Origin of the sequence: Methylobacter arcticus, assembly GCF_050917435.1 — a bacterium.
Classification (GTDB): Bacteria; Pseudomonadota; Gammaproteobacteria; order Methylococcales; family Methylomonadaceae; genus Methylobacter_A; species Methylobacter_A titanis.
In genome coordinates this window covers 2312517-2331861 of record NZ_CP159583.1, presented here as the reverse complement: position 1 = coordinate 2331861, position 19345 = coordinate 2312517, and the positions used below count along the sequence as shown (strand labels likewise).

The following is a 19345-nucleotide window of genomic DNA, read 5'->3' as shown; positions in this document are numbered from 1 at the left end:
TTTTGTCCTTAGTTAGATTTTTATGTTCAATAGTAAAAGGTTACAAGCGTGCATCTAGGCGCAATTCAACATCCATGCCCTCGAATTGGATATGCGGCAGTACCGAAATTTTACAATCGTACCAGCCGAGCATGCCGGGACGTTCCTGAACATCTACACTCGCTGCCTTGAACGGATAGTAGCGCAAGGTAAGATCATCCGGATTGACTACGGTGGTCACATATTGGAACATCCAGTTATTCAGGGAGTCCTTTATATAAGGCGCATCGGCACTACTGCCAATATTGTCGCGCATGATGCATTTAACATAGTGAGCGATCCGGGTAATGGACAAGGTGTAGGAAAGATTTGTCACCAATTGGGAGTTTTCAGAATCTTTGGGATCTTTGAATTTCTTGGCTTTTTTCAGTGCCTGGCAGCTGAAAAAACACGCATCGGCGGTGCCTTTGCGGTAAATCAGTGGCATAAAACCGGCATTGGCAAATTCAAGCTCGCGGTAATCGGGGATAACCATTTCTACAGGAAGTTTCATTTCCTCTTCGCCACGCATGTTGAACATATGCACCGGCAGTCCGGAAATCAAACCTCCTCCTTTGGGTCCTCGAAGATATTGACACCATCCTGAAGTCGTAAAGGAGCGGATCATGTTTTGTGCAAACAGGATCGTCGCACTACCCCACAGATAATCGGCATTGTTGTCGCCGCGTACTTCCTCTTTGAAGCTGAAATTACCGCTGCCGCAGGGGTTGATATCTGGATCATAGGGTTGACGCAGAATGTAACGGGGTAAAGTCAGGCCAATATAAGCAGCCGCTTCCGATTCCCTGAGCGCATTCCAGGAGCCGTATCGAGGATGGTTCATCAGTCCTTCCAGGTCCTTGATAGCGGACAATTCTTCGATGGTTTGGCAGCCAAAGAATTTCGGGGAAACTGCGCCAATGAAAGGTGCGTGACTGGCTGAGGCAATTTTACCCATGATTTTTAGCCAGAATTCATCGCGAGGCGTATGTTCAATTTCGTATAAACCCACGATACTGCCATAAGGTTTACCACCGTATTGGTCATACTCGGCCAAGTAAATTTTCTTAAACAGAGCGCTACCGGTAATATCGACCGCGTTGCTGTCGAAATCATCGTACAACTCATCCTTGCTGACATCGATAATATCGATCATCACGTCGGCCTTGAAATTGGTGGTGCGAACCAAATCGTTTAATGCACGCCAATCGGCTTCCATGCCTTTAAATTTTTCGTTATGAATAATCTCGTTCAATTGCGCATTGACTAAGTCATCGATACGGGCGATTAAGCTTTGTACCGCGCCCTTGTCGAACTTGCCTGCTTCAGAATCGATATTCATCAACACTGCAGCCATCCCTGAAATAAAGCGATCCTCGTCACGAATATTTTCAGCAACGGTTTCCAGGTTATTGGAAATCATAGGGACGGGTTCGGAAACGTCCGGATTCAGCCTCATGCTCGACAAGAAACGCTTTAGATCCAGCGTCTCATTGGTTTCAGCAGTAACGGTACTAACGGCAGTGGTAGCAGCAGGAGCGGTGTCATCAGACATAATAGTATTCCTAATATTCTAGTTGATGGAGGTTTCGGTAGATTCGTTAGTCGCTGGCAACTTGAAGCTTTCAAAGCCTTTCAAGTCGGCCAAAACTTTTTCCAGACTTTCTGGATTGCTCATTAGCTCATCCATCAATTTACGCAACTCCTTGCGGTTATCTACGTTAGAGAGCATCTCTCCAATCAACTCTTTTAAGGCAAGCAAGCCTTTTAGCTTAGGAACATGCTGAGCGACTTGGTCGGGAGAAAAAGATTTTATCGAGTTAATGGGCAGGAATATTTGCAGGTCTTCTTCATCAGCGCCATCAATCTTGTTTTCGACGGTAAAGTTCAGGCTCATGCCCATATCTTTCATTACCTGGTCGGTGTTGGTTCCGTCCAAATTGCGTATTCGCCTTTCATCGAGATCAACGATACGGTCACTGGAAGATCCTTGCGAAAAATCACCGGTAACAAGCAGCCGCATAGGCAAGGTGATGTCTTCAGGTTGGCCATTAACTTCGGTTTTATAACGTAATGTTAATCGTGATTTGGGGATTTCGTCTTGTATTGCCATTTTTTTTCTCCGCAGATAACAGAAATTGTAATTTTTACCCGATTTAGGGAGTTTTTTTACGCAGCCGATTGTAGTTGTTCAGCTTAGGTTAAGCAATCTAATTAAGTAATAATACCTATGGACTTTCAGAAAATAATAAATTAATGCGATTAAGTCAGTAGAAACGGTTTCCTAATCGTGCCAAGAGGCATACAGCCTGGTCTATGAGATTATCCGAGAACTAACGTTTAACTCATTTTCGACTATATGTAGCGCCTTGAAAGATTTAAAAATACTATATGTTGAAGCTTATTAATGAGGATGTTGATTTTTGTGCAGTTTCCTGGACGCGGCAAAGGACTCATTACCGCGTTAATAGGTGGGTAGGCGGTGAATGGCTGCTTGAGTGGGTTCAAAGTGGCACAGATGGATGGTGTGGCGTTTGACCTCTACCCTATTGATAGTGTCTGCGTTTACGGCCGCTTAATCTGGAATGTCCGGTTTTGGTAAACAACGACCAGGCTGTCGGGGCGAATTTCTTTTAGCAGCAGCGCGTCTTTTATTTGCTGCCCCGGTTTATATTTGACCATATCGATCATGACCCAGCGATCTTCTGGTTGCTGTGAATAGACGAAGACATTGATGGTGAATTTCGGTACCGTCTGGCGAAAGTCGAAAGGCAGATCGTTTAAAAAGAGCAGGTCATTTTTTACCGGTATCGGTTCAGGCGGAGCCGGTTGAATGTCAACAACGGTTTGTAGCGGCGGTGTTGCTTTGCTCGCCGTAGCGGGTTGCTTAAGGGTGTCGGCCGCCGGTTTTTTTGCGATAACCGGCTTAATCGGTAACGGAGCCGGTTCCGGTTTTTGCCCGTCAATCAATTCGGCAATAGAGTTTGCATCGGGTTTGGATTTGGGAGGCGGTGTTTTTTCCGCTTGGAATTCAGCTGCAAGCGGGGTTTCTTGTGCAGGCAGCGGCTTGGAAATAGAGGGTGCCGTGTCTGGCGTCGACCTTAAGTCATTTCGGATAAACCAGGCGAAGCCGCCGACAACCAACACATTGGCGACAATAAGGAAAACAACAAACTTGGCGGTCTTATTGCGGTGTTGCTGCGGCTGCGGCAGAAGAATTCTATCGTTGACGGTTTCAGGCTGAAGCGCTTGTCTTTCCTGTTCCGATTTACGTAAGGCATTTAGAATAAAAGACATGATTAATCGGTTATTGCTAAGTGAGGGACATCAAGCGTCTTCGCTCTGTTGTTTAGATGAGGCAGGGTCTGGCTTCCCACTATGCCGTCTTCCGGTAACTGATGCTGATGCTGAAAATGGATCACGTGGGCAACTAACTTGTCATCATAAAAACGCGGTTGTTCTACGGCTTCAGTTTTTCCGTCAATGCTATTCAACAGATGACGCAACCAGAGCACATTATCCGAGGTCTGGCCGGGATAGATCGTTTTTTTGTCCGTGATGGGCGGCGGCTCCAGTATTAAATAATAACCGTTCCAATACTTCAACGCATCCGCTAGCGGAAAGCTCATTGCGTCTTTAAAATGAATCATGGGCTTATGCTGTCCAAATCCGGTAAGCAAGGCATGGAACTTGTCTTCGCCGGTCAATGAGAATTCCAGAATCGCCGGATGATTAATGGCCAGCAGGTCTTTCCAGTTGGCTTTGCCAGATACGCAGCGCAGTCCCGTTGTTTCTACGTAATGACAATCCAGCAGATGATGCTCGGGGATGGGCTTGGCCCACAGCTTCAGTGCATCGATTAATGCGGTATTTAGGGAGTGGTCGGGATTATTGATCCAGTCATAAAACGGTGTTGTTTTAGCAACAGCAACGGGAGGAATTTCAGCTTTTATTGGCAAGGCAGGGTAGGGTATTGCCAAATTAACCGGAGCCTGACTATTTGCTTTGGGCCAATGGTAAATGCCCGCAGCAATACACGCTAAAAACAGCAGGCTTAATAATGGGGTCAGGTAAGACGGTTTTTTATCGGCAACCCCCAGCGTTTCATGGGCAGCATGATTAACCAGTGCGGGCGTAACAACGTAAGTATTGGTTGAGTAAGCGCCAAGCAAGGCGCGATCACAGAGAACGTTAATCACTCTGGGTATACCGGAAGAAAGTTGGTAAATTTTGCGTATCGCGCTGTCTTTAAATATATCCGGACGACCGTTACACACCATCAGCCGATGCTGGATATAGGCCCGTGTTTCATCCAGCGATAACGGCAACAAGTGATAGCGGGCGGTAATGCGCTGATTTAACTGGCGTAAATCTTTTCGGTTGAGTAATTCTTTCAATTCAGGCTGGCCGACCAGAATAATTTGCAGTAATTTTGTTTTACTGGTTTCCAGGTTGGTCAACAGGCGAACTTGTTCCAGCACTTCCAGGCTTAAATTCTGCGCTTCATCGATTAGCAAAACCGTACGTCTGCCGTTGGCATGGGCGGTGAGCAAATGTTGGTTTAAACAGTCGATCAGGTTTTTTAACGATTGCCGGTTTTTGTCATAGCTAATGTCCAGCTCATCGCAGAGGGTAGCCAATAATTCGATCGCATTAAGCTTTGGATTCAATATCAGGGCAATATCGATATTTTTCGGTATTTGTTGCAATAGGCAGTGGCAAAGCGTGGTTTTACCGGTACCCACTTCGCCGGTTAAAGCGACAAAGCCCCCGCTAAAATTAATGCCGTAAAGAAGATGAGCCAAACCCTCCTGATGGCGCGGGCTCATATAAATAAAGTGCGGATCGGTCGCGATCGAAAACGGCAATTCGCTAAAATGAAAGTAGGCGTTATACAAGGTGATGAAATTTTCCGGTAAAGAGAAAATGATGAATTATTGTAACCTACAACCGAAAAGAAGCCTCTAAATGTTAGGTGTTGACATCCTCCCTCCTAGAACATCCGGCATGGTTTATTGCAAGTAAGCAAATTGACTGAGTCGCAGACTGAGCGAAGGGGTGTTGATTCTCGGATAGTCGCCTAAATAATGTGTCAGAAGCTAAGATGTGTAGGTATAGCCAGAAGACCGCCAGGCATTTCTGTTATATTAAGGCATAATAGTGCCAGCCATAATCCCATTCCGAATATATGAATAATCTCCCTACTATGCCCGTTGCCGAGGCTTTTAAACTGCTTGGCAGTAATAATAAAATAACGGCTATTGATGTAAGGTCGGAGGGAGAATATCAAAAGGCGCACTTTGAAAACACAGTAAATATCCCGATACTTTCGGATGCCCATCGCCATGATGTGGGGCTGACTTATAAAACCGAGGGCTCAGAAGCCGCCAAGGCGCTTGGGCATAAACTGGTCAGCGGCGAGTACAAAGAACGCATGATCCGGCAATGGTGCGAGGCGATTAAAAGCCAACCGGCTTTAATCTTTTGCTGGCGCGGGGGGCTGCGATCCCGATTAGCCCACGAGTGGATTTATCAACAAGGACTGGACATTTTTCGGGTTGATTCCGGCTATAAGGGTTTACGGCATGAGGCTCTTAAGGCGTTAGAAAATCCTGTTCCCTTGGTGATTCTTTCCGGCATGACCGGATCGGGGAAAACCCGCTTAATCCATAAACTCCGCCACTTTGTCGATCTTGAAGGGCTTGCCAACCACAGAGGCAGTGCTTTCGGGGCGCATTTTGGGACAAATCAGCCGCAGCAAGCCACGTTTGAAAACAAGTTGGCGCAATCGCTTTATCACGTTGCCGATAACTATGTGCTTGAGGATGAAAGCCCCAATATTGGCCGGTGTCACCTGCCTGACAGCTTTTATGCCCGAATGGTCCCTGCGCCGATGGTGATGATCGAAACGCCGGTGCGGATTCGGGCGTTGGAAATTTTTAAGGAATATATCCAAACGCCTGTTGCAGGCGGCATGCCGTTGCATGAACTGGAAAACAGCTTCGCAAATAATGTAGACAGGATCAGAAATAAGCTGGGCGGTTTGGAATGCGACAACATTAAAAACCTGCTGAATCAATCCTTTCAATTCGATGCGCTGAATGAAGATTGCACCGACGCTTATCTCGATTGGATTGAACGCTTGCTGACACACTATTACGATAAACTGTATAGCCATTCGCTGTCGTTGAAATCACGGAAGACCTTATATAAAGGATCGTGGCAGGATTGTCTGGATTTTTTAACGCATCTGCATCATGAATAATAAGTCAACGCCGATAGTTTCAGACCTGGTTTTGCTCGGCGGCGGGCATGCCAATATTCAGGTGTTAAAAATGCTGGCCATGAACCCGATTGGCGGACTTAGAATCACTTTAATATCCGATCAAACGCATTCGCCTTACTCCGGAATGATACCCGGTTATTTGGCCGGCTATTATTCCTATGAAGATTGTCATTTCGATTTAAGACGAATCTGCGAGGAACTGGGCTTGCGTTTTATCAGGGCTAAAATCGTCGGAATAGACCGGCAAAGGAAAAAAATCCAGCTGGAGAACAGGGCGGAAGTCGGTTACGACTGCGCGTCTATTAACGTGGGTATTGAGCCTCAGAGCCTAGAAAATTCATCGCCCGATGCCGCTATAAAGGTTGTCCCGCTTAAGCCGATTTCCAAGTTTATCGCGCATTGGGATAAGTTAATTGCCGATTTAAAGGCTTATAAAGGGAGCGATACGCTGCAACTTGCTGTTGTTGGCGCCGGTGCGGCAGGTGTTGAAATCTCGATTATCCTGAAAATGTTGATCGATCAACACCAATGGAATGCCGGGGTTAGCCTCATTCAGCGACATGAATTTTTGATTTCGGCAAAAGACCGTTTAGCCCAAAGTAAGCTGTCAAATACCCTCAAAGAGCTGGGTATAACCGTCTTGCAAAATACCCAGGCGCTTAAAGAGCAGGAAAACGGCCTGGTGCTTAAAGATGAACAAGGATGGGTTCATACTGAAAATTTTTTTCGGGTGCTGACGGCTACCCAAGCCGCTGCGCCGCAATGGTTTAAAAGCTCAGGGCTGCCGGTGAACCCGGACGGTTTTGTAAAAGTCACCGAAAAACTGCTGGTTGAAAATGAACATGACCTGTTTGCCGCCGGAGATTGCATACATTTTTCTCCTGCTCCTTTGAAAAAGGCAGGCGTTTATGCGGTGCGGCAAGGAAGAGTGCTTGAGCATAATATCCGCGCTTTTTTTACCGGAAAGTCAGCGTTAAAAAGCTTTCATTCCAAAAAAAACGTGCTGTCTTTAATAACCATAGGCGAGCGAAAAGCGCTGGTTCATCAAGATAGCCCGTCGATACTTAGATGGATGTGGCCTTCATTGTTGTGGATAGTTAAAGATCGGATCGACAGGCGGTTTATGCAGCGATTTCAGGCGCGGACTTTTAGCGTAAAGCCCCAGCATGTTAATAAAACCATGCCGGGGCCTAAAAGTACCTTGGTTCCGGCGGATTGGGAAAGCAATACCTGCGGCGGCTGCGGCAGTAAACTGGCGGCTTCCACATTAACACTCAGCCTGAATAAGCTGGAGATTCTCAAAGATGACGCTGTTTTGCTGGGTGTTAACGATGGCGAAGACTGCGCCTTGACCCGGTTTTCCGAGCATGTCCTGTGCCTGCAAAGCATTGATCAATTCCGCTCGTTTATTTCGGATCCTTATTTATTGGGCCAAATTGCGACCCAGCATGCTTTAAGCGATGTCTATGCGATGGGCGGAATTGCCAAGACCGCACAAGTCGGTTTAACCCTAGCGGCTGCGAACAAGAAAATTCATCAGGAAGATATTTTTCAATTAATGTCGGGGGTGCTGGATATTCTGACTAAAAGCGCCGTATCTCTTGTCGGCGGCCATACCGGCGAAGGAGCGGAGCTGGCGATTTCAATTGCCGTCCAGGGCGAAGTCGCACCGGAGCAGGTTTTAAGAAAACAACTCACGCAATCGGGAAACCGGTTGATATTGACCAAGCCCATAGGTACCGGCGCTATCTTCGCCGCCAATATGCTGGCTCAGGCCAATGGAAAACTGGTCGATGAAGCGCTTTCAAGCATGCTGGAATCCAATAAAACAGCTATGGAGATTATCAAAGGATTTGATGTTTCCGGTTGTACCGATATTACCGGTTTCGGCTTGTTGGGCCACGCGTTCGAAATGATGGGGAGAAAGGATGATAATGCTTTAGGCGTTAAAATCGACTACCAGGCGATTCCCTTATTTGATGGCGTTGGTGAATTATTTGCAAAAGGCTATTACGCCTCTATAGCCGATGAAAATTATCAGTCTTTAACTGCGGTACTGAGTACTGATGTCAGTAATCAGAAATTTCCGGCGCTGTTTGATCCGCAAACCAGCGGCGGGCTGTTGTTTTCTATGCCAGCTGATCAGGTCGGGGCCTGTCTAAAAAACCTGCATCAAAACGGCGTGACTAAGGCCTGTGTTATAGGCGAAGTTATTGCTCGGCGGGAAGTAGTCATTGTTTAACATAATGCTAAGCCATGTCGGTGCTGACTGAGGTTCTTTACTATAGAGCTTGATTGAATAACCGGGCGTGTTCTTCCCTACCGGGCAACCCTAAACGTGCGCCCATTTGCATACAACACAAAGCGCCTGCCGCACTGGCGTATCGAAGCTGCGATTGCCATTCCATCCCGGCTGCCAGCGCCGCGCAAAAAGCGCCATGAAATGCATCGCCGGCGCCCGTGGTATCAAGCGCAGTCAGCGGATAAGCAGGCTGCGCGCCTTGCTGATTGCCGCGTTGCCAAATCAGCCCCCGCTCGCCCAGCGTGATAACGACGACGGGAGCCAGTACAGCGAGTCGGCTTAAGGCGCTGCGTTCGTTGTCGGCGTACTGGTTGGCAAATTTTTCCGAACAAACCAGATAATCGACGCGATTCATCAGCGCCAAGGTGCCTTCATGCACCGAGCCTGCATCCAATACCGTGGGGATGTTAGCTTGCCTGGCTTTTTCAGCCAGCGGCAATGAGATCAAGGGTTCGTGCCCGTCGAACAATACCACTTTTGCCGGGATTTCGGTGAGATTCAGCGCATCGGCTGATAAGGCTTGGGTGTCACCCTTGTAATTGATCAAACAGCGCTTGCCATCGGGTTTAACCAATATCGCCGATAGCGGGGTAGGGGCGTCGCCGCGCGTGATCAGCTGGGTGTTGACGCCGTAAGCATCGAATTCCTGGAGATGTTGGTCGCCGTAAAGATCGCGTCCCAAGTAACCGGCAAAGGCGGAAGTTAAGCCTAGTTTGGTAATGCAAACGGCGGCATTGGCGGCTGGGCCGCCGCCGCAACTGAGCAGGCTGTCGGCCGCTATTTTTTCATCGGCGTCAGGATGTCGGCTCACCGAGAAAATCAAATCATAAGAGGCGTGCCCTACACACAGCACATCAACATTAATAGTCATGGATTACAGTCTGCATAATAGAATCTTCCAGGCTTTCCCTGGTCGACGAAGTCAATGGGGGGGGCGGACGATATACCTGTCAATACATAGGTATTCCTGATTACCCATAATCCTCAGCCATCTTCAGTAGCCGCATAGGCATAGGTGGTGTTCTGACTGCAACGTAACATAGGCGGGGCAGCATATCCTCAAGGACAAATCGCCGATTGAAGCGATAACAAAATTCTGCCAAATAGCGCGGAAGGTGTTTATGATTGATAGCGTGATAAGTCCCGTCAATCGACCTTTTGACATTACCTATCATCGTATTGACCCAAGTGAAGGGTTCCAGCGAGACACATTCAGGGCCTCCACCGGTTACGATGCTGGTATGCTGGCATCCTGCCTTGGTAACAGCGGCAAAACAGGCCAGTCCGTCCGAGACCACGTGACTGTCGGTGCTAAGATGGCGCTTCGCCCAACGAGTGATTTCTTTGGAGCGGAACCCGTTGACCACAGTCATGTTCATGGCAATAGGATGTCCTTTTTCGTTGACCGACACAGCCGCCACAAAAGGTGTTTTGTTGGGTGAACCCCGTCCACGCTTGCCTCCCCGATGTTCGCCGCCCCAATACACGTCATCCAGTTGGATGACGCCGGATAACGGCTTACTATCATCACGCTCCTTCATTACCTGCATCAGCTTCTGTTTGATGCTCCAGGCGGTATTGTATGAAACACCTAATTGACGGCGCAGTGAAAGGGCAGAAACGCCAGTTTTTGCTTGTGTGGTCAAGTGGATCGCGAGAAACCAAGTTGTTAACGGGAGTTTCGTCGCAGAAAAAATGGTGCCACTAATGAGGGAATGTTGATGGTGGCAGTGATTGCACTGATAAACCACTCGTGTTTTCAGGGAGCAGTAGCTTTGCCCACCGCATTCAGGGCAAACATAGCCTTGAGGCCAGCGCCACTGAAACAAGGCTTTTCGGCATTGCCCTTCACTCCCATAATTTTTCATGAACTCGCCCAGGCTATAGCCTTTTTGAAATTGAACTTTGTTTTTCATGACGTTATCCCATCCGTATGGTAGATACTGTCAGTATAGACATTCTTGTAACATTGGCTGTTCTTTATGGGTAATTAGGTAGGTATTTAACTGTCCAACCAAGCGCTTAATTGTTCCAAGTCTATTAAAATTAATGTCACCGGACAAATCAAAAATTTGAAAACGAGTCTTTTAGGAAGATGATTAAGCCTAAGGCATGGAAATCAGGTTTTAACCAGAGTTCAGCTACCTGATGGAGAAAACAGGCATGTCGCAACTCTAATTGATAATTGTAATGAATACCAGTAGACTGTAAATAAAACACGGCACAGTCAGATAATGATTAAACAGCGATTTTTATTAGGGTTAATACTCATGATGGCCATTACGCCAGTTTGGTCTGCGCTTGGCTATTATTCGACTATGGTGAGTTCGTTATCTGCTGAAGCCTCTTTCGAACAAGCTATTGCCGTAACTGATTCGGCAGATGCCGCGCCGCAGCATTCGGATCACTGCCTTCATCAGGATAAATTTAAAATAGCCTGCCATGCAAGCGGGAGTTGTACCTTTCATATTTGTGGTGATGGAGGAATCGCCGCAGTTTTTTCATTTACTCAAGCCTATAGCTCGTACCGCTATGAGCATTGGGAAAAGTCCGTTTCCCGTTCTCTGTCATTCTCCCCCGAAATAAGACCCCCTATTAATAACCTCTAACAGTCGTAGGGTGGGCATTTTTTGCCTTTAATAACCGCAGAGGCCTAGTGTCCTCTGGTTTACCTTGCGTCGACTCAACATAACATATCCGTTTCACGGACTTTATAACGAGTGTAGGAGGACATATGTCACTACAAATTATTTTCAAGTGCCTTAGCTTGCTGCTGTTTTCCGCCTGCGTATTTGCAGCTGAAGAGCCGGTCATCGGGCAAGAATTAACATTAAAAGCAGCAACCGAGCAGGCCGTTCAGGACAATCCTGATCTGGCGCAAATGCAGGCCAGAGCGCAAGCGATGGCCGCTATTCCGTCGCAAATGGGGGCTCTGCCCGATCCTGAAATCAGTTTCAATGCGATGAGCCTGCCGGTTGATAGTTTCAGTACCCGGCAGGAAGATATGACGCAACTGGGAGCGGGTATCTCGCAAGCCTTTCCTTTTCCCGGCAAATTGGCCTTGCGCGAACAAGCGGCGGCTTTTGAGGCGGAAGCCGCAATACAAAGTGTCACCGAAGTGCGCTGGCGCTTATTAAGCGAAGTTAAAACCACCTGGTGGCTGATTTTTTATCTGGACAGAGCGATTCAGATTGTTGACAGCAATCATGCGCTGTTGCAGCAATTTGTTGAGATTGCCAGAACTAAATACGAAGTCGGCGAAGGTTTGCAGCAGGATGTATTGCTGGCGCAACTGGAGTTATCCAAGTTACTCGATCAGCAATTGCTGCTGAAGGCCTCGCGCCGCAATGCCGCCGCCAGCCTGAATGCGTTGCTGGATAAACCGGCCAACGAAGAGATCCGTTTACCGGAAAAGATTGAAGCGCAATTGCCTAGCGTTAAACCGGAAAACCTGCTTTACCAACAGGCTGAAACATCAAGAGCCATACTGGAGGGTAACCGGCAAGGCATCAATGCCGCGCAATCGCGTTTGGATTTGGCAAAAAAAGACTACCTGCCTGATTTTAATCTGGGCGCTTCGTATGGAGCTAGAGCCAACACGCCTGCCGGCGATAAACGGGCCGATCTTTTAAGTTTGAACCTGAGCATGAATGTACCGATATTCGCCGCCCAGAAACAGGCTAAGGCCGTTGACCAGCGTAACAGTGAATTAATGCAGGAAAAATACGCCTTGCAGGATCAGTGGAACAAAGTTCGCTCGCAAATTTCTCAAGGCTACAACGATTACCGGCGTGCTAAAGATCAGGTGGTGTTGTTTGAAACCGGCATCGTGCCTCAGGCCAGACAAACCGTTGCATCAATGTTGGCCGGTTACCAGGTCAACAAGGTCGATTTTCTGAATTTGGTGCGCAGCCAGATTACTTTGTTCGAATACGAAACCCAATATTGGAAAGCCTTTACCGAAGCCAATCAGTCGCTGGCGCAGTTAAATGCGGCTGTTGGCGAGGAGGAAATTTATGAATAAGCAGATAGTAATAACAGCGGTACTGATGCTGGTTTTGGGTGCCGGCGGCGGGTATTGGTTGGCTAATCTGCACCAAAATCATGAACAGCCGGTCAATTCATCAAACAACAGCGGACAGCCTTTGTTTTATCGCAACCTGATGAATCCATCGGTGACCTCTCCTGTTCCTGCAAAGGATACTATGGGCATGGATTACGAACCGGTTTATGCTGAGGATAAAACGTCCAAAGAGCCTAAAATCCTGTATTACCGTAATCCGATGAATCCATCGGTAACCTCTCCTGTTCCTGCAAAAGATGCTATGGATATGGATTATCTGCCGGTCTATGAGGATAACGACGCCAGCGTTGCAGGTGCAGCCGGTACTGTCAAAATCGATGCCGTTACTGTGCAAAACATGGGGGTACGTACCGCTATTGCAAAAAAGACCTCGCTTTCCCATATTGTTCGAGCTGTTGGACGTGTGGCTTATGATGAAGAACATATTGTACGTTTACATCCTAAAACGGAAGGCTGGATTGAAACGCTACGTGTAGATAAAACCGGACAATGGGTAAAGAAGAATGAAGATTTACTGAGCATTTATTCGCCGCAATTGGTTGCCAGTCAGCAGGAATATGTTCTGGCTTTAAACGGTCTTAAGGTGCTGGAAAAAAGCCCTATTGAAGAGATACGTCTCGGTGCGGAGGAGATGGTTACCAGCTCCCGTGAACGGTTAAAACTGCTGGATGTGCCTGAGCATCAACTGCATGAGCTAATGCTCAATCGTAGTGTCAAAAAAGGCCTGCATATTCATACCCCGGCAGAAGGCATTGTGATGCAAATCGGTGCTCGCGAGGGACAGTATGTCACCCCAGAAACTGAGCTGTACATGATTGCCGACCTGTCCACAGTTTGGGTCTATGCAGAAATCTACGAATACGAACTGCCCTGGGTTAAAGAGGGCGATCCGGTTGAAATGCAATTGGCCGGTGTGCCGGGGCGTATTTTCAACGGGCATCTGGCTTTCATTTATCCTTATGCCGAAGCGAAAACCCGAACCATCAAAGTGCGACTGGTATTTGATAATGCCGAATTGTTGTTAAAGCCTGAACTGTTCGCCGACGTGACCATCTACGCCGGTAAACAAGTCGATGCGGTGGTGATTCCCTCCGAAGCGGTTATCCGTTCAGGCGCGCAAACCCGGGTTCTTATTGTGCGCGGTGCGGGCAAGTTTGAACCGCGCAAGGTCACCACCGGCTTAGCCTCTAATGGCGATGTCGCTATTCTTGACGGCGTAAAAGCAGGCGAAGAAGTCGTCACTTCCGCGCAATTTCTGATCGACTCCGAATCAAGGTTGCATGAAGCCACGGCCAAAATGATGGAACCTTCGGCTCCGCAAAAGCCGGAACCGAATCGCTTGATCATGGAACAAGGCGCGCATCAACATGACTGATTTCATCATCAACAGCTCGTTGAAAGACCGCTTTATAGTGCTGTTGGGTGCGATTATCCTGGCATTGGCAGGCGTTTGGTCGTTTAAGAACATGCCATTGGATGCGATACCGGATTTATCCGATGTACAGGTCATTGTGTTTACCGATTATGAAGGCCAATCGCCGCAGGTTGTTGAAGATCAGATTACCTACCCGTTAACCACCGCCATGCTGGCGGTGCCGCATGCCAAAGTGGTGCGCGGCTATTCCTTCTTCGGCCTGTCGTTTGTCTATATTATTTTCGAAGACGGCACCGATATTTACTGGGCGCGGTCGCGGGTGCTGGAATATCTTAATTATGTTAAAGGCCGGTTGCCGTCAGGCGTCACGCCAACATTAGGCCCCGATGCCACCGGCGTAGGCTGGATTTACGAATACGCGCTGGTCGATAAAACCGGCAAGCACGATCTGGCGCAGTTGCGCTCCATTCAGGACTGGTATTTGCGCTATCCGTTACAGACCGTTTCCGGCGTGTCCGAAGTGGCCTCGGTGGGCGGCTACGTCAAGCAATATCAGGTGGAAGTTGATCCTAATGTTTTGCAAGCCTATCAAATCCCATTGTCCACCGTTATTGCCGCGATCAAGCGTTCCAATAACGATGTCGGCGGACGTCTGTTTGAAATGGGCGAAACCGAATATATGGTCAGGGGCTTAGGCTATATCAAATCCATCGCCGATCTCAAGACTATTCCGGTCGGTGTCGATGCCAATGGCACGCCGATACGTTTGCAGGATGTCGCCCATATCCAGATTGGCCCGGAACTGCGTCGCGGCATCGTCGAACTGAATGGCGAAGGCGAAGTGGCCGGCGGCGTGGTGATTATGCGCTTTGGCGAAAACGCCCTGGCGACCATTAAAGACGTGCGCAAAAAACTGGACGCATTAAAAAAAGGCTTGCCGGAAGGCGTTGAGATCGTCACCGTTTATGACCGCGGCAGTTTGATTGAGAGCGCAGTGGGCACACTCAATGAGGCGTTGATTCAGGAACTGATTATTGTCTGTGCCTTGGTCGCCTTGTTTCTGCTGCATTTGCGTTCATCGCTGGTGATTGTTATTACCTTACCCTTAGGCATTTTGATGGCCTTCATCGTGATGAAATGGCAAGGCATAAACGCCAATATCATGTCGCTGGGCGGCATTGCTCTTGCGATTGGCGACATGGTTGATGGGGCGGTGGTGATGGTTGAAAATGCCCACAAACACCTTGCCGCCGCCGCTGAAAAAAAACAGGCTGAACTGAGCGAAAAAGAACGCTGGCAAGTCATCGGCGAATCATCACGGGAAGTGGGTTCCGGCCTGTTTTTCTCGCTGCTGGTCATTACCGTTTCCTTCCTGCCGATCATTACCATGGAGGCGCAGGAAGGCCGGTTATTCAGTCCGCTGGCATATACCAAAACCTACGCGATGGCGGCAGCTGCGATCTTGACTATCACCTTGGTGCCGGTGTTGGTGGGTTATTTTGTTCGCGGCAAAATCATTCCTGAGAAGAAAAATCCGATCAACCGTTTTTTGCATTTTATTCACTCGCCGGTTTTGAAGCTGGCGATGCGCTGGCGGCCACTGACATTAATAATAGCCGCGCTGTTGATGGCGTCAACACTATACCCTTTGTCCAAAATCGGCAGCGAATTCATGCCGCCTCTGGATGAAGGCGATATTCTCTATATGCCGTCTACGTTTCCCGGCATATCGATCACCAAGGCCAAAGAACTGTTACAGCAGACCGACAAGATGCTGAAAACATTTCCCGAAGTCCATCATGTTTTTGGCAAAATCGGACGCGCCGAAACGGCAACCGATGCGGCCCCGCTGATGATGGTGGAAACGACTATTCAGCTAAAACCGAAAGAGCAATGGCCTGATCCTGACAAGACCACCCGGCAACTGATGGCTGAAATGGACAAGGCCATTCGTTTTCCAGGACTAGCCAACGCTTGGACCATGCCGATAAAAACGCGTATCGACATGCTCTCTACCGGCATCAAAACACCGGTAGGCATCAAAGTTGCCGGTCCCGATTTGAACGTCTTGCAGTCGCTGTCGCTTGAAATCGAACAGGCGATGCTTACTTTGCCGGAAACCTTGTCGGCCTATGGTGACCGGGCCGTCAGCGGCTATTTTCTGGATTTCGATATTAACCGCGAAGCCGCAGCGCGCTATGGACTGACCACCGGCGATGTGCAGGACGTTATTCAAAGCGCGATTGGCGGCATGAATATCACCGAGACTGTTGAAGGACTGGAGCGTTATCCGGTCAATCTGCGCTATCCTCGAGATTTGCGCGACAATCTGCAAGCGTTGCAGCGCGTATTAATCCCCACGCCCACGGGTAGCCAGATACCGTTGACCCTGGTGGCCGATATTAAATTCACCCGCGGCGCGGATGTGATTAAAACCGAAGATGCCAAACCTAATGCCTGGATCTATGTCGATATCAAAACGTCCGATATAGGGGGATTCGTTGCTCTGGCCCAAAAAAACCTGGCCGAACGCGTCAAACTCCCCGCCGGTTATACCGTTGCTTGGTCAGGCCAGTTCGAATACATGGAACGCGCGGCTGAACGATTGCGCATAGTGGTACCCATTACCCTGCTACTGATTTTTATCCTGTTGTATAGCGCTTTTCGCAATCTGACCGAGCCGACCATTGTGATGCTGGCCATCCCCTTTAGCTTGATTGGCGGTATCTGGTTAATCTACTGGCTGGGATTTAATCTGTCGATTGGGGTCTATGTCGGCTTTATCGCTCTCGCCGGTACCGCCGCCGAAACCGGCGTCATGGTATTAAGTTTTATCGATATTGAAATTGAAAAACTGCGGGAGAAAAAACAGGCGCCGTTGACCGGCGAAGAAATCAGGGCGGTTACAGAAGCCGCCACGGCTTTGCGGGTGCGGCCGGTAGCGATTACCTCGCTTGCCAATATCGTCGGCTTGATCCCGATTATGTGGGCCACCGGCACCGGCGCCGACGTCACCCAGCGTGTCGCAGCGCCAGCGATGGGCGGTATGCTGACCGTACTGATATTAAGCCTTTTGGTGTTTCCGGTCATTTACAGCCTGGTGCTGCAATTTCAGGAGAAACGCAAGCAAGGTATTAATGCATAAATATTATTGAGATTGCTTTATTAAGGTGCGTTATTGGATTTTTAATGCACATTTTTTGTGCAAATAAACTTGAGCATAAGATAAAAAACGCCTAACGTATTGATTTTATATGAATGGCGCTATTCTTGCTTTAATTTAAGTGATTGTGCGGATTGAGCTGATGCCCCTGTTTTTTGTTCATCAATTCGTGAGCATAAATACCGAAAATCAACTGGAATTTTAGCGATGTAAGACATTCAGCTAAATAGCGGATAGCGGATAGGTAACAGCGCTTATTGATTGAAGAAGCTGAATTCTCTATCCTTGCTTAACAACCTGAAAAACGATGATATTTTAATTTTTTTGAATTACTTAGGATAAAGCCATGAAAAAAAAGATACTGATTGCCTTGCTTTTAACTGTTGGTTTAATGTCCGCATGTAGCGAGATAAAATCGCATCCGATGGATATGACTCAAGCCGTGCTAAACGCAGAATCCAAAGCCGATCATGAAGCGCTGGCGCAACACTATGAGGAAGCGGCAAAAGAAATGCAGCTTAAAGTTGATGAGCACAAAAAACTTCTTAGTCAATATGAGTCAAAAAGCTATCGCTACGGTAGACAGGCGGGAAATTTAAAAGAGCACTGCCAAATGCTGATTGGGGTCTATAAAAGAGCTGTCGAAGAAAATTTGAGTATGGCAAATCTGCATCGCCAGATGTAAGGCCTTATACAAATCAGTGCGATAGGGGCGGACTGAGGAACGAAGTCCATTAACTACAGGCTAGAAGACAGATGGGCCGCATGATGCCTTGCAGTTGGTTGCGCGCCCAAAGCCGGTAGCCGCCGAAATCAGTGATGATGATGATTTGCGGAGCTTTGACCAACGCCACTACTTCCATGCCGATCTTGATCCCCAGCGTTTCGATAGACTCTTTGGTAATGGAAGCGACGATGGCTTCCCCGTCTTTCAAGCTGACATGGATTTCGGCATTCACTGCACCAATAAGCACGTTGCTGACGTTACCGGTAAACTGATTTCGTCCACTTGCTTGCATGATGAATCCTCTGGTTATCGATGTGTTAATGTTGATATACCCTTGATCTGCACGTAAACCGCCATGCCGATCTGCAAATCCAGCATGAGCGCCGATTTGCGGGTGATGTGCGCCAGCAGCGCCTGATCGCCGACCTGAAGCCGTATCACGCTCTGGCCGTCGCGACTGTCGGCGATGCCGGTGATGGTCGCAGGCAGCACATTGAGGATGCTGGTGGCGGTCGGCGCTTCAAGGGCGATACTGACATCGCGGGCGTAGATTTGCACGCGCAACGCTGTGCCGATTTCTGCATCGACCGCCGGTAGACTGAGCGAGCCTCCGGCAAAGGCGACGCGGGTCAGATGGTATTCGGTTTCGTGTTCGGCAATGGTTGCCTGCCAAACCGTGGCGGCTTCCCGCTCTTGCGCCAGCGGTACGTCGAGACGGCTTTGCGTTTCCGACAGCGGTCCCGAAGCCAGCGCCCGACCGTCGTCCAGAATTACCAGCGTGTCGGCCAGTTGCGCGACTTCCTGCTGGGAATGGGTGACGTACAGCACCGGAATATCCAGTTGCTGATGCAGACGGCTTAAAAACGGCAGGATTTCCTGTTTGCGCTTGAAATCCAGCGACGCCAGCGGCTCGTCCATCAGCAGAATTTCAGGATTAAGCGCCAAGGCCCTGGCGATGGCGACCCGCTGCCGTTCGCCGCCGGACAAGCGTTCCGGCATGCGCTCCATTAGGTGGCCGATGCCCAATAATTCAACGGCATGTTCCAGTTTGACCGTGCCCGAATTTTGTTTAATCCGCTTCAAACCGTAGTGCAGGTTATCCTGCACCGTTAAATGCGGAAACAGGTTGGCTTCCTGAAATACATAACCCAGCGGCCGTTTATGGGTGGGCAAAAACAGCTTACGTTCGCTGTCTTGCCAAACAGTGCCGTTGATTTCAAGGAAACCCTGCGGCGCGTGTTGCAGTCCGGCAATACAACGCAGCAGGGTGGTTTTTCCGGAGCCGGAATGGCCGAATAACACCGTAATGCCGGTGCCGGGCAGGTTTAAGTCGACGTCCAATTTAAAGTCGCCGTAGTCGAGCTGGAAGCGGGCCAGTATTGTTGTCATG

General features: G+C 48.7%; 15 protein-coding genes. 7 read left to right on the top strand and 8 right to left on the bottom strand.

Annotated elements, in window-relative coordinates; translation table 11 throughout:
• Positions 1–40 precede the first annotated feature (40 nt).
• From tssC to ABXJ76_RS11085, 4 genes are all read right to left on the bottom strand, one after another.
• On the bottom strand, positions 41–1573 hold the full coding sequence (gene tssC / locus ABXJ76_RS11100; protein ID WP_432740550.1) for a type VI secretion system contractile sheath large subunit: 1533 nt from the start codon (positions 1571–1573) through the stop codon (positions 41–43).
• A gap of 18 nt (positions 1574–1591) precedes the next feature.
• Entirely contained in the window at positions 1592–2131 is a 540-nt protein-coding gene (tssB, locus tag ABXJ76_RS11095) for a type VI secretion system contractile sheath small subunit (RefSeq protein ID WP_432740548.1), read from the bottom strand.
• A gap of 452 nt (positions 2132–2583) precedes the next feature.
• Positions 2584–3315 (bottom strand): general secretion pathway protein GspB, encoded by a 732-nt coding sequence (locus ABXJ76_RS11090; RefSeq protein ID WP_432740547.1) that lies wholly within the window; start codon positions 3313–3315, stop codon positions 2584–2586.
• Positions 3316–3317: 2 nt separating this feature from the next.
• Positions 3318–4916 (bottom strand): AAA family ATPase, encoded by a 1599-nt coding sequence (locus tag ABXJ76_RS11085; RefSeq protein ID WP_432740546.1) that lies wholly within the window; start codon positions 4914–4916, stop codon positions 3318–3320.
• A 290-nt stretch (positions 4917–5206) separates the two neighbouring features.
• Between ABXJ76_RS11085 and mnmH the strand changes: the two genes are divergently transcribed.
• Together mnmH and selD are read left to right on the top strand one after the other, a co-directional pair.
• Complete coding sequence (gene mnmH / locus ABXJ76_RS11080; RefSeq protein WP_432740545.1) at positions 5207–6283, top strand: tRNA 2-selenouridine(34) synthase MnmH; 1077 nt, start codon at positions 5207–5209, stop codon at positions 6281–6283.
• Positions 6276–8546: a selenide, water dikinase SelD gene (selD, locus tag ABXJ76_RS11075; RefSeq protein WP_432740544.1), complete on the top strand. Its 2271-nt coding sequence runs from the start codon at positions 6276–6278 to the stop codon at positions 8544–8546. Before mnmH ends, selD begins: the two co-directional genes overlap by 8 nt.
• A gap of 40 nt (positions 8547–8586) precedes the next feature.
• Here selD and ABXJ76_RS11070 read toward each other — a convergent pair whose 3' ends face one another.
• Positions 8587–9477, bottom strand: a complete 891-nt coding sequence (locus tag ABXJ76_RS11070) for a carbohydrate kinase family protein (RefSeq protein WP_432740542.1) — start codon at positions 9475–9477, stop codon at positions 8587–8589.
• A gap of 100 nt (positions 9478–9577) precedes the next feature.
• The gene (locus ABXJ76_RS11065; protein WP_432740541.1) at positions 9578–10522 is read right to left on the bottom strand and encodes an IS1595 family transposase; all 945 of its coding nucleotides are present in this window, start codon (positions 10520–10522) and stop codon (positions 9578–9580) included.
• 318 nt (positions 10523–10840) lie between these two features.
• On the opposite strand from ABXJ76_RS11065, the gene ABXJ76_RS11060 reads away from it, so the two are divergent.
• From ABXJ76_RS11060 to ABXJ76_RS11040, 5 genes are all read left to right on the top strand, one after another.
• The gene (locus tag ABXJ76_RS11060; protein WP_432740539.1) at positions 10841–11215 is read left to right on the top strand and encodes a hypothetical protein; all 375 of its coding nucleotides are present in this window, start codon (positions 10841–10843) and stop codon (positions 11213–11215) included.
• A gap of 125 nt (positions 11216–11340) precedes the next feature.
• A complete protein-coding gene (locus tag ABXJ76_RS11055; protein WP_432740538.1) occupies positions 11341–12630 on the top strand; it encodes a TolC family protein in 1290 nt (429 codons plus the stop codon).
• Entirely contained in the window at positions 12623–14065 is a 1443-nt protein-coding gene (locus tag ABXJ76_RS11050) for an efflux RND transporter periplasmic adaptor subunit (RefSeq protein ID WP_432740537.1), read from the top strand. Before ABXJ76_RS11055 ends, ABXJ76_RS11050 begins: the two co-directional genes overlap by 8 nt.
• Positions 14058–17210, top strand: a complete 3153-nt coding sequence (locus tag ABXJ76_RS11045) for an efflux RND transporter permease subunit (protein WP_432740536.1) — start codon at positions 14058–14060, stop codon at positions 17208–17210. Before ABXJ76_RS11050 ends, ABXJ76_RS11045 begins: the two co-directional genes overlap by 8 nt.
• A 364-nt stretch (positions 17211–17574) precedes the next feature.
• Positions 17575–17913, top strand: a complete 339-nt coding sequence (locus tag ABXJ76_RS11040) for a hypothetical protein (protein WP_432740535.1) — start codon at positions 17575–17577, stop codon at positions 17911–17913.
• Positions 17914–17962: 49 nt separating this feature from the next.
• Here ABXJ76_RS11040 and ABXJ76_RS11035 read toward each other — a convergent pair whose 3' ends face one another.
• Both ABXJ76_RS11035 and modC read right to left on the bottom strand, forming a co-directional pair.
• A complete protein-coding gene (locus ABXJ76_RS11035; RefSeq protein ID WP_432740534.1) occupies positions 17963–18247 on the bottom strand; it encodes a TOBE domain-containing protein in 285 nt (94 codons plus the stop codon).
• A gap of 14 nt (positions 18248–18261) precedes the next feature.
• Positions 18262–19344 carry a molybdenum ABC transporter ATP-binding protein gene (gene modC / locus ABXJ76_RS11030; RefSeq protein ID WP_432740533.1) on the bottom strand — a complete coding sequence of 361 codons (1083 nt, stop codon included), beginning with the start codon at positions 19342–19344 and terminating at the stop codon, positions 18262–18264.
• Between the last annotated feature and the right edge of the window lies 1 nt (position 19345).

Coding starts and splice junctions, on each gene's coding strand:
- tssC (WP_432740550.1), bottom strand. CDS start 1,573: ATGTCTGATGACACCGCTCCTGCTGCTACCACTGCCGTTAGTACCGTT.
- tssB (WP_432740548.1), bottom strand. CDS start 2,131: ATGGCAATACAAGACGAAATCCCCAAATCACGATTAACATTACGTTAT.
- ABXJ76_RS11090 (WP_432740547.1), bottom strand. CDS start 3,315: ATGTCTTTTATTCTAAATGCCTTACGTAAATCGGAACAGGAAAGACAA.
- mnmH (WP_432740545.1), top strand. CDS start 5,207: ATGAATAATCTCCCTACTATGCCCGTTGCCGAGGCTTTTAAACTGCTT.
- selD (WP_432740544.1), top strand. CDS start 6,276: ATGAATAATAAGTCAACGCCGATAGTTTCAGACCTGGTTTTGCTCGGC.
- ABXJ76_RS11070 (WP_432740542.1), bottom strand. CDS start 9,477: ATGACTATTAATGTTGATGTGCTGTGTGTAGGGCACGCCTCTTATGAT.
- ABXJ76_RS11065 (WP_432740541.1), bottom strand. CDS start 10,522: ATGAAAAACAAAGTTCAATTTCAAAAAGGCTATAGCCTGGGCGAGTTC.
- ABXJ76_RS11060 (WP_432740539.1), top strand. CDS start 10,841: ATGATTAAACAGCGATTTTTATTAGGGTTAATACTCATGATGGCCATT.
- ABXJ76_RS11055 (WP_432740538.1), top strand. CDS start 11,341: ATGTCACTACAAATTATTTTCAAGTGCCTTAGCTTGCTGCTGTTTTCC.
- ABXJ76_RS11050 (WP_432740537.1), top strand. CDS start 12,623: ATGAATAAGCAGATAGTAATAACAGCGGTACTGATGCTGGTTTTGGGT.
- ABXJ76_RS11045 (WP_432740536.1), top strand. CDS start 14,058: ATGACTGATTTCATCATCAACAGCTCGTTGAAAGACCGCTTTATAGTG.
- ABXJ76_RS11040 (WP_432740535.1), top strand. CDS start 17,575: ATGAAAAAAAAGATACTGATTGCCTTGCTTTTAACTGTTGGTTTAATG.
- ABXJ76_RS11035 (WP_432740534.1), bottom strand. CDS start 18,247: ATGCAAGCAAGTGGACGAAATCAGTTTACCGGTAACGTCAGCAACGTG.
- modC (WP_432740533.1), bottom strand. CDS start 19,344: ATGACAACAATACTGGCCCGCTTCCAGCTCGACTACGGCGACTTTAAA.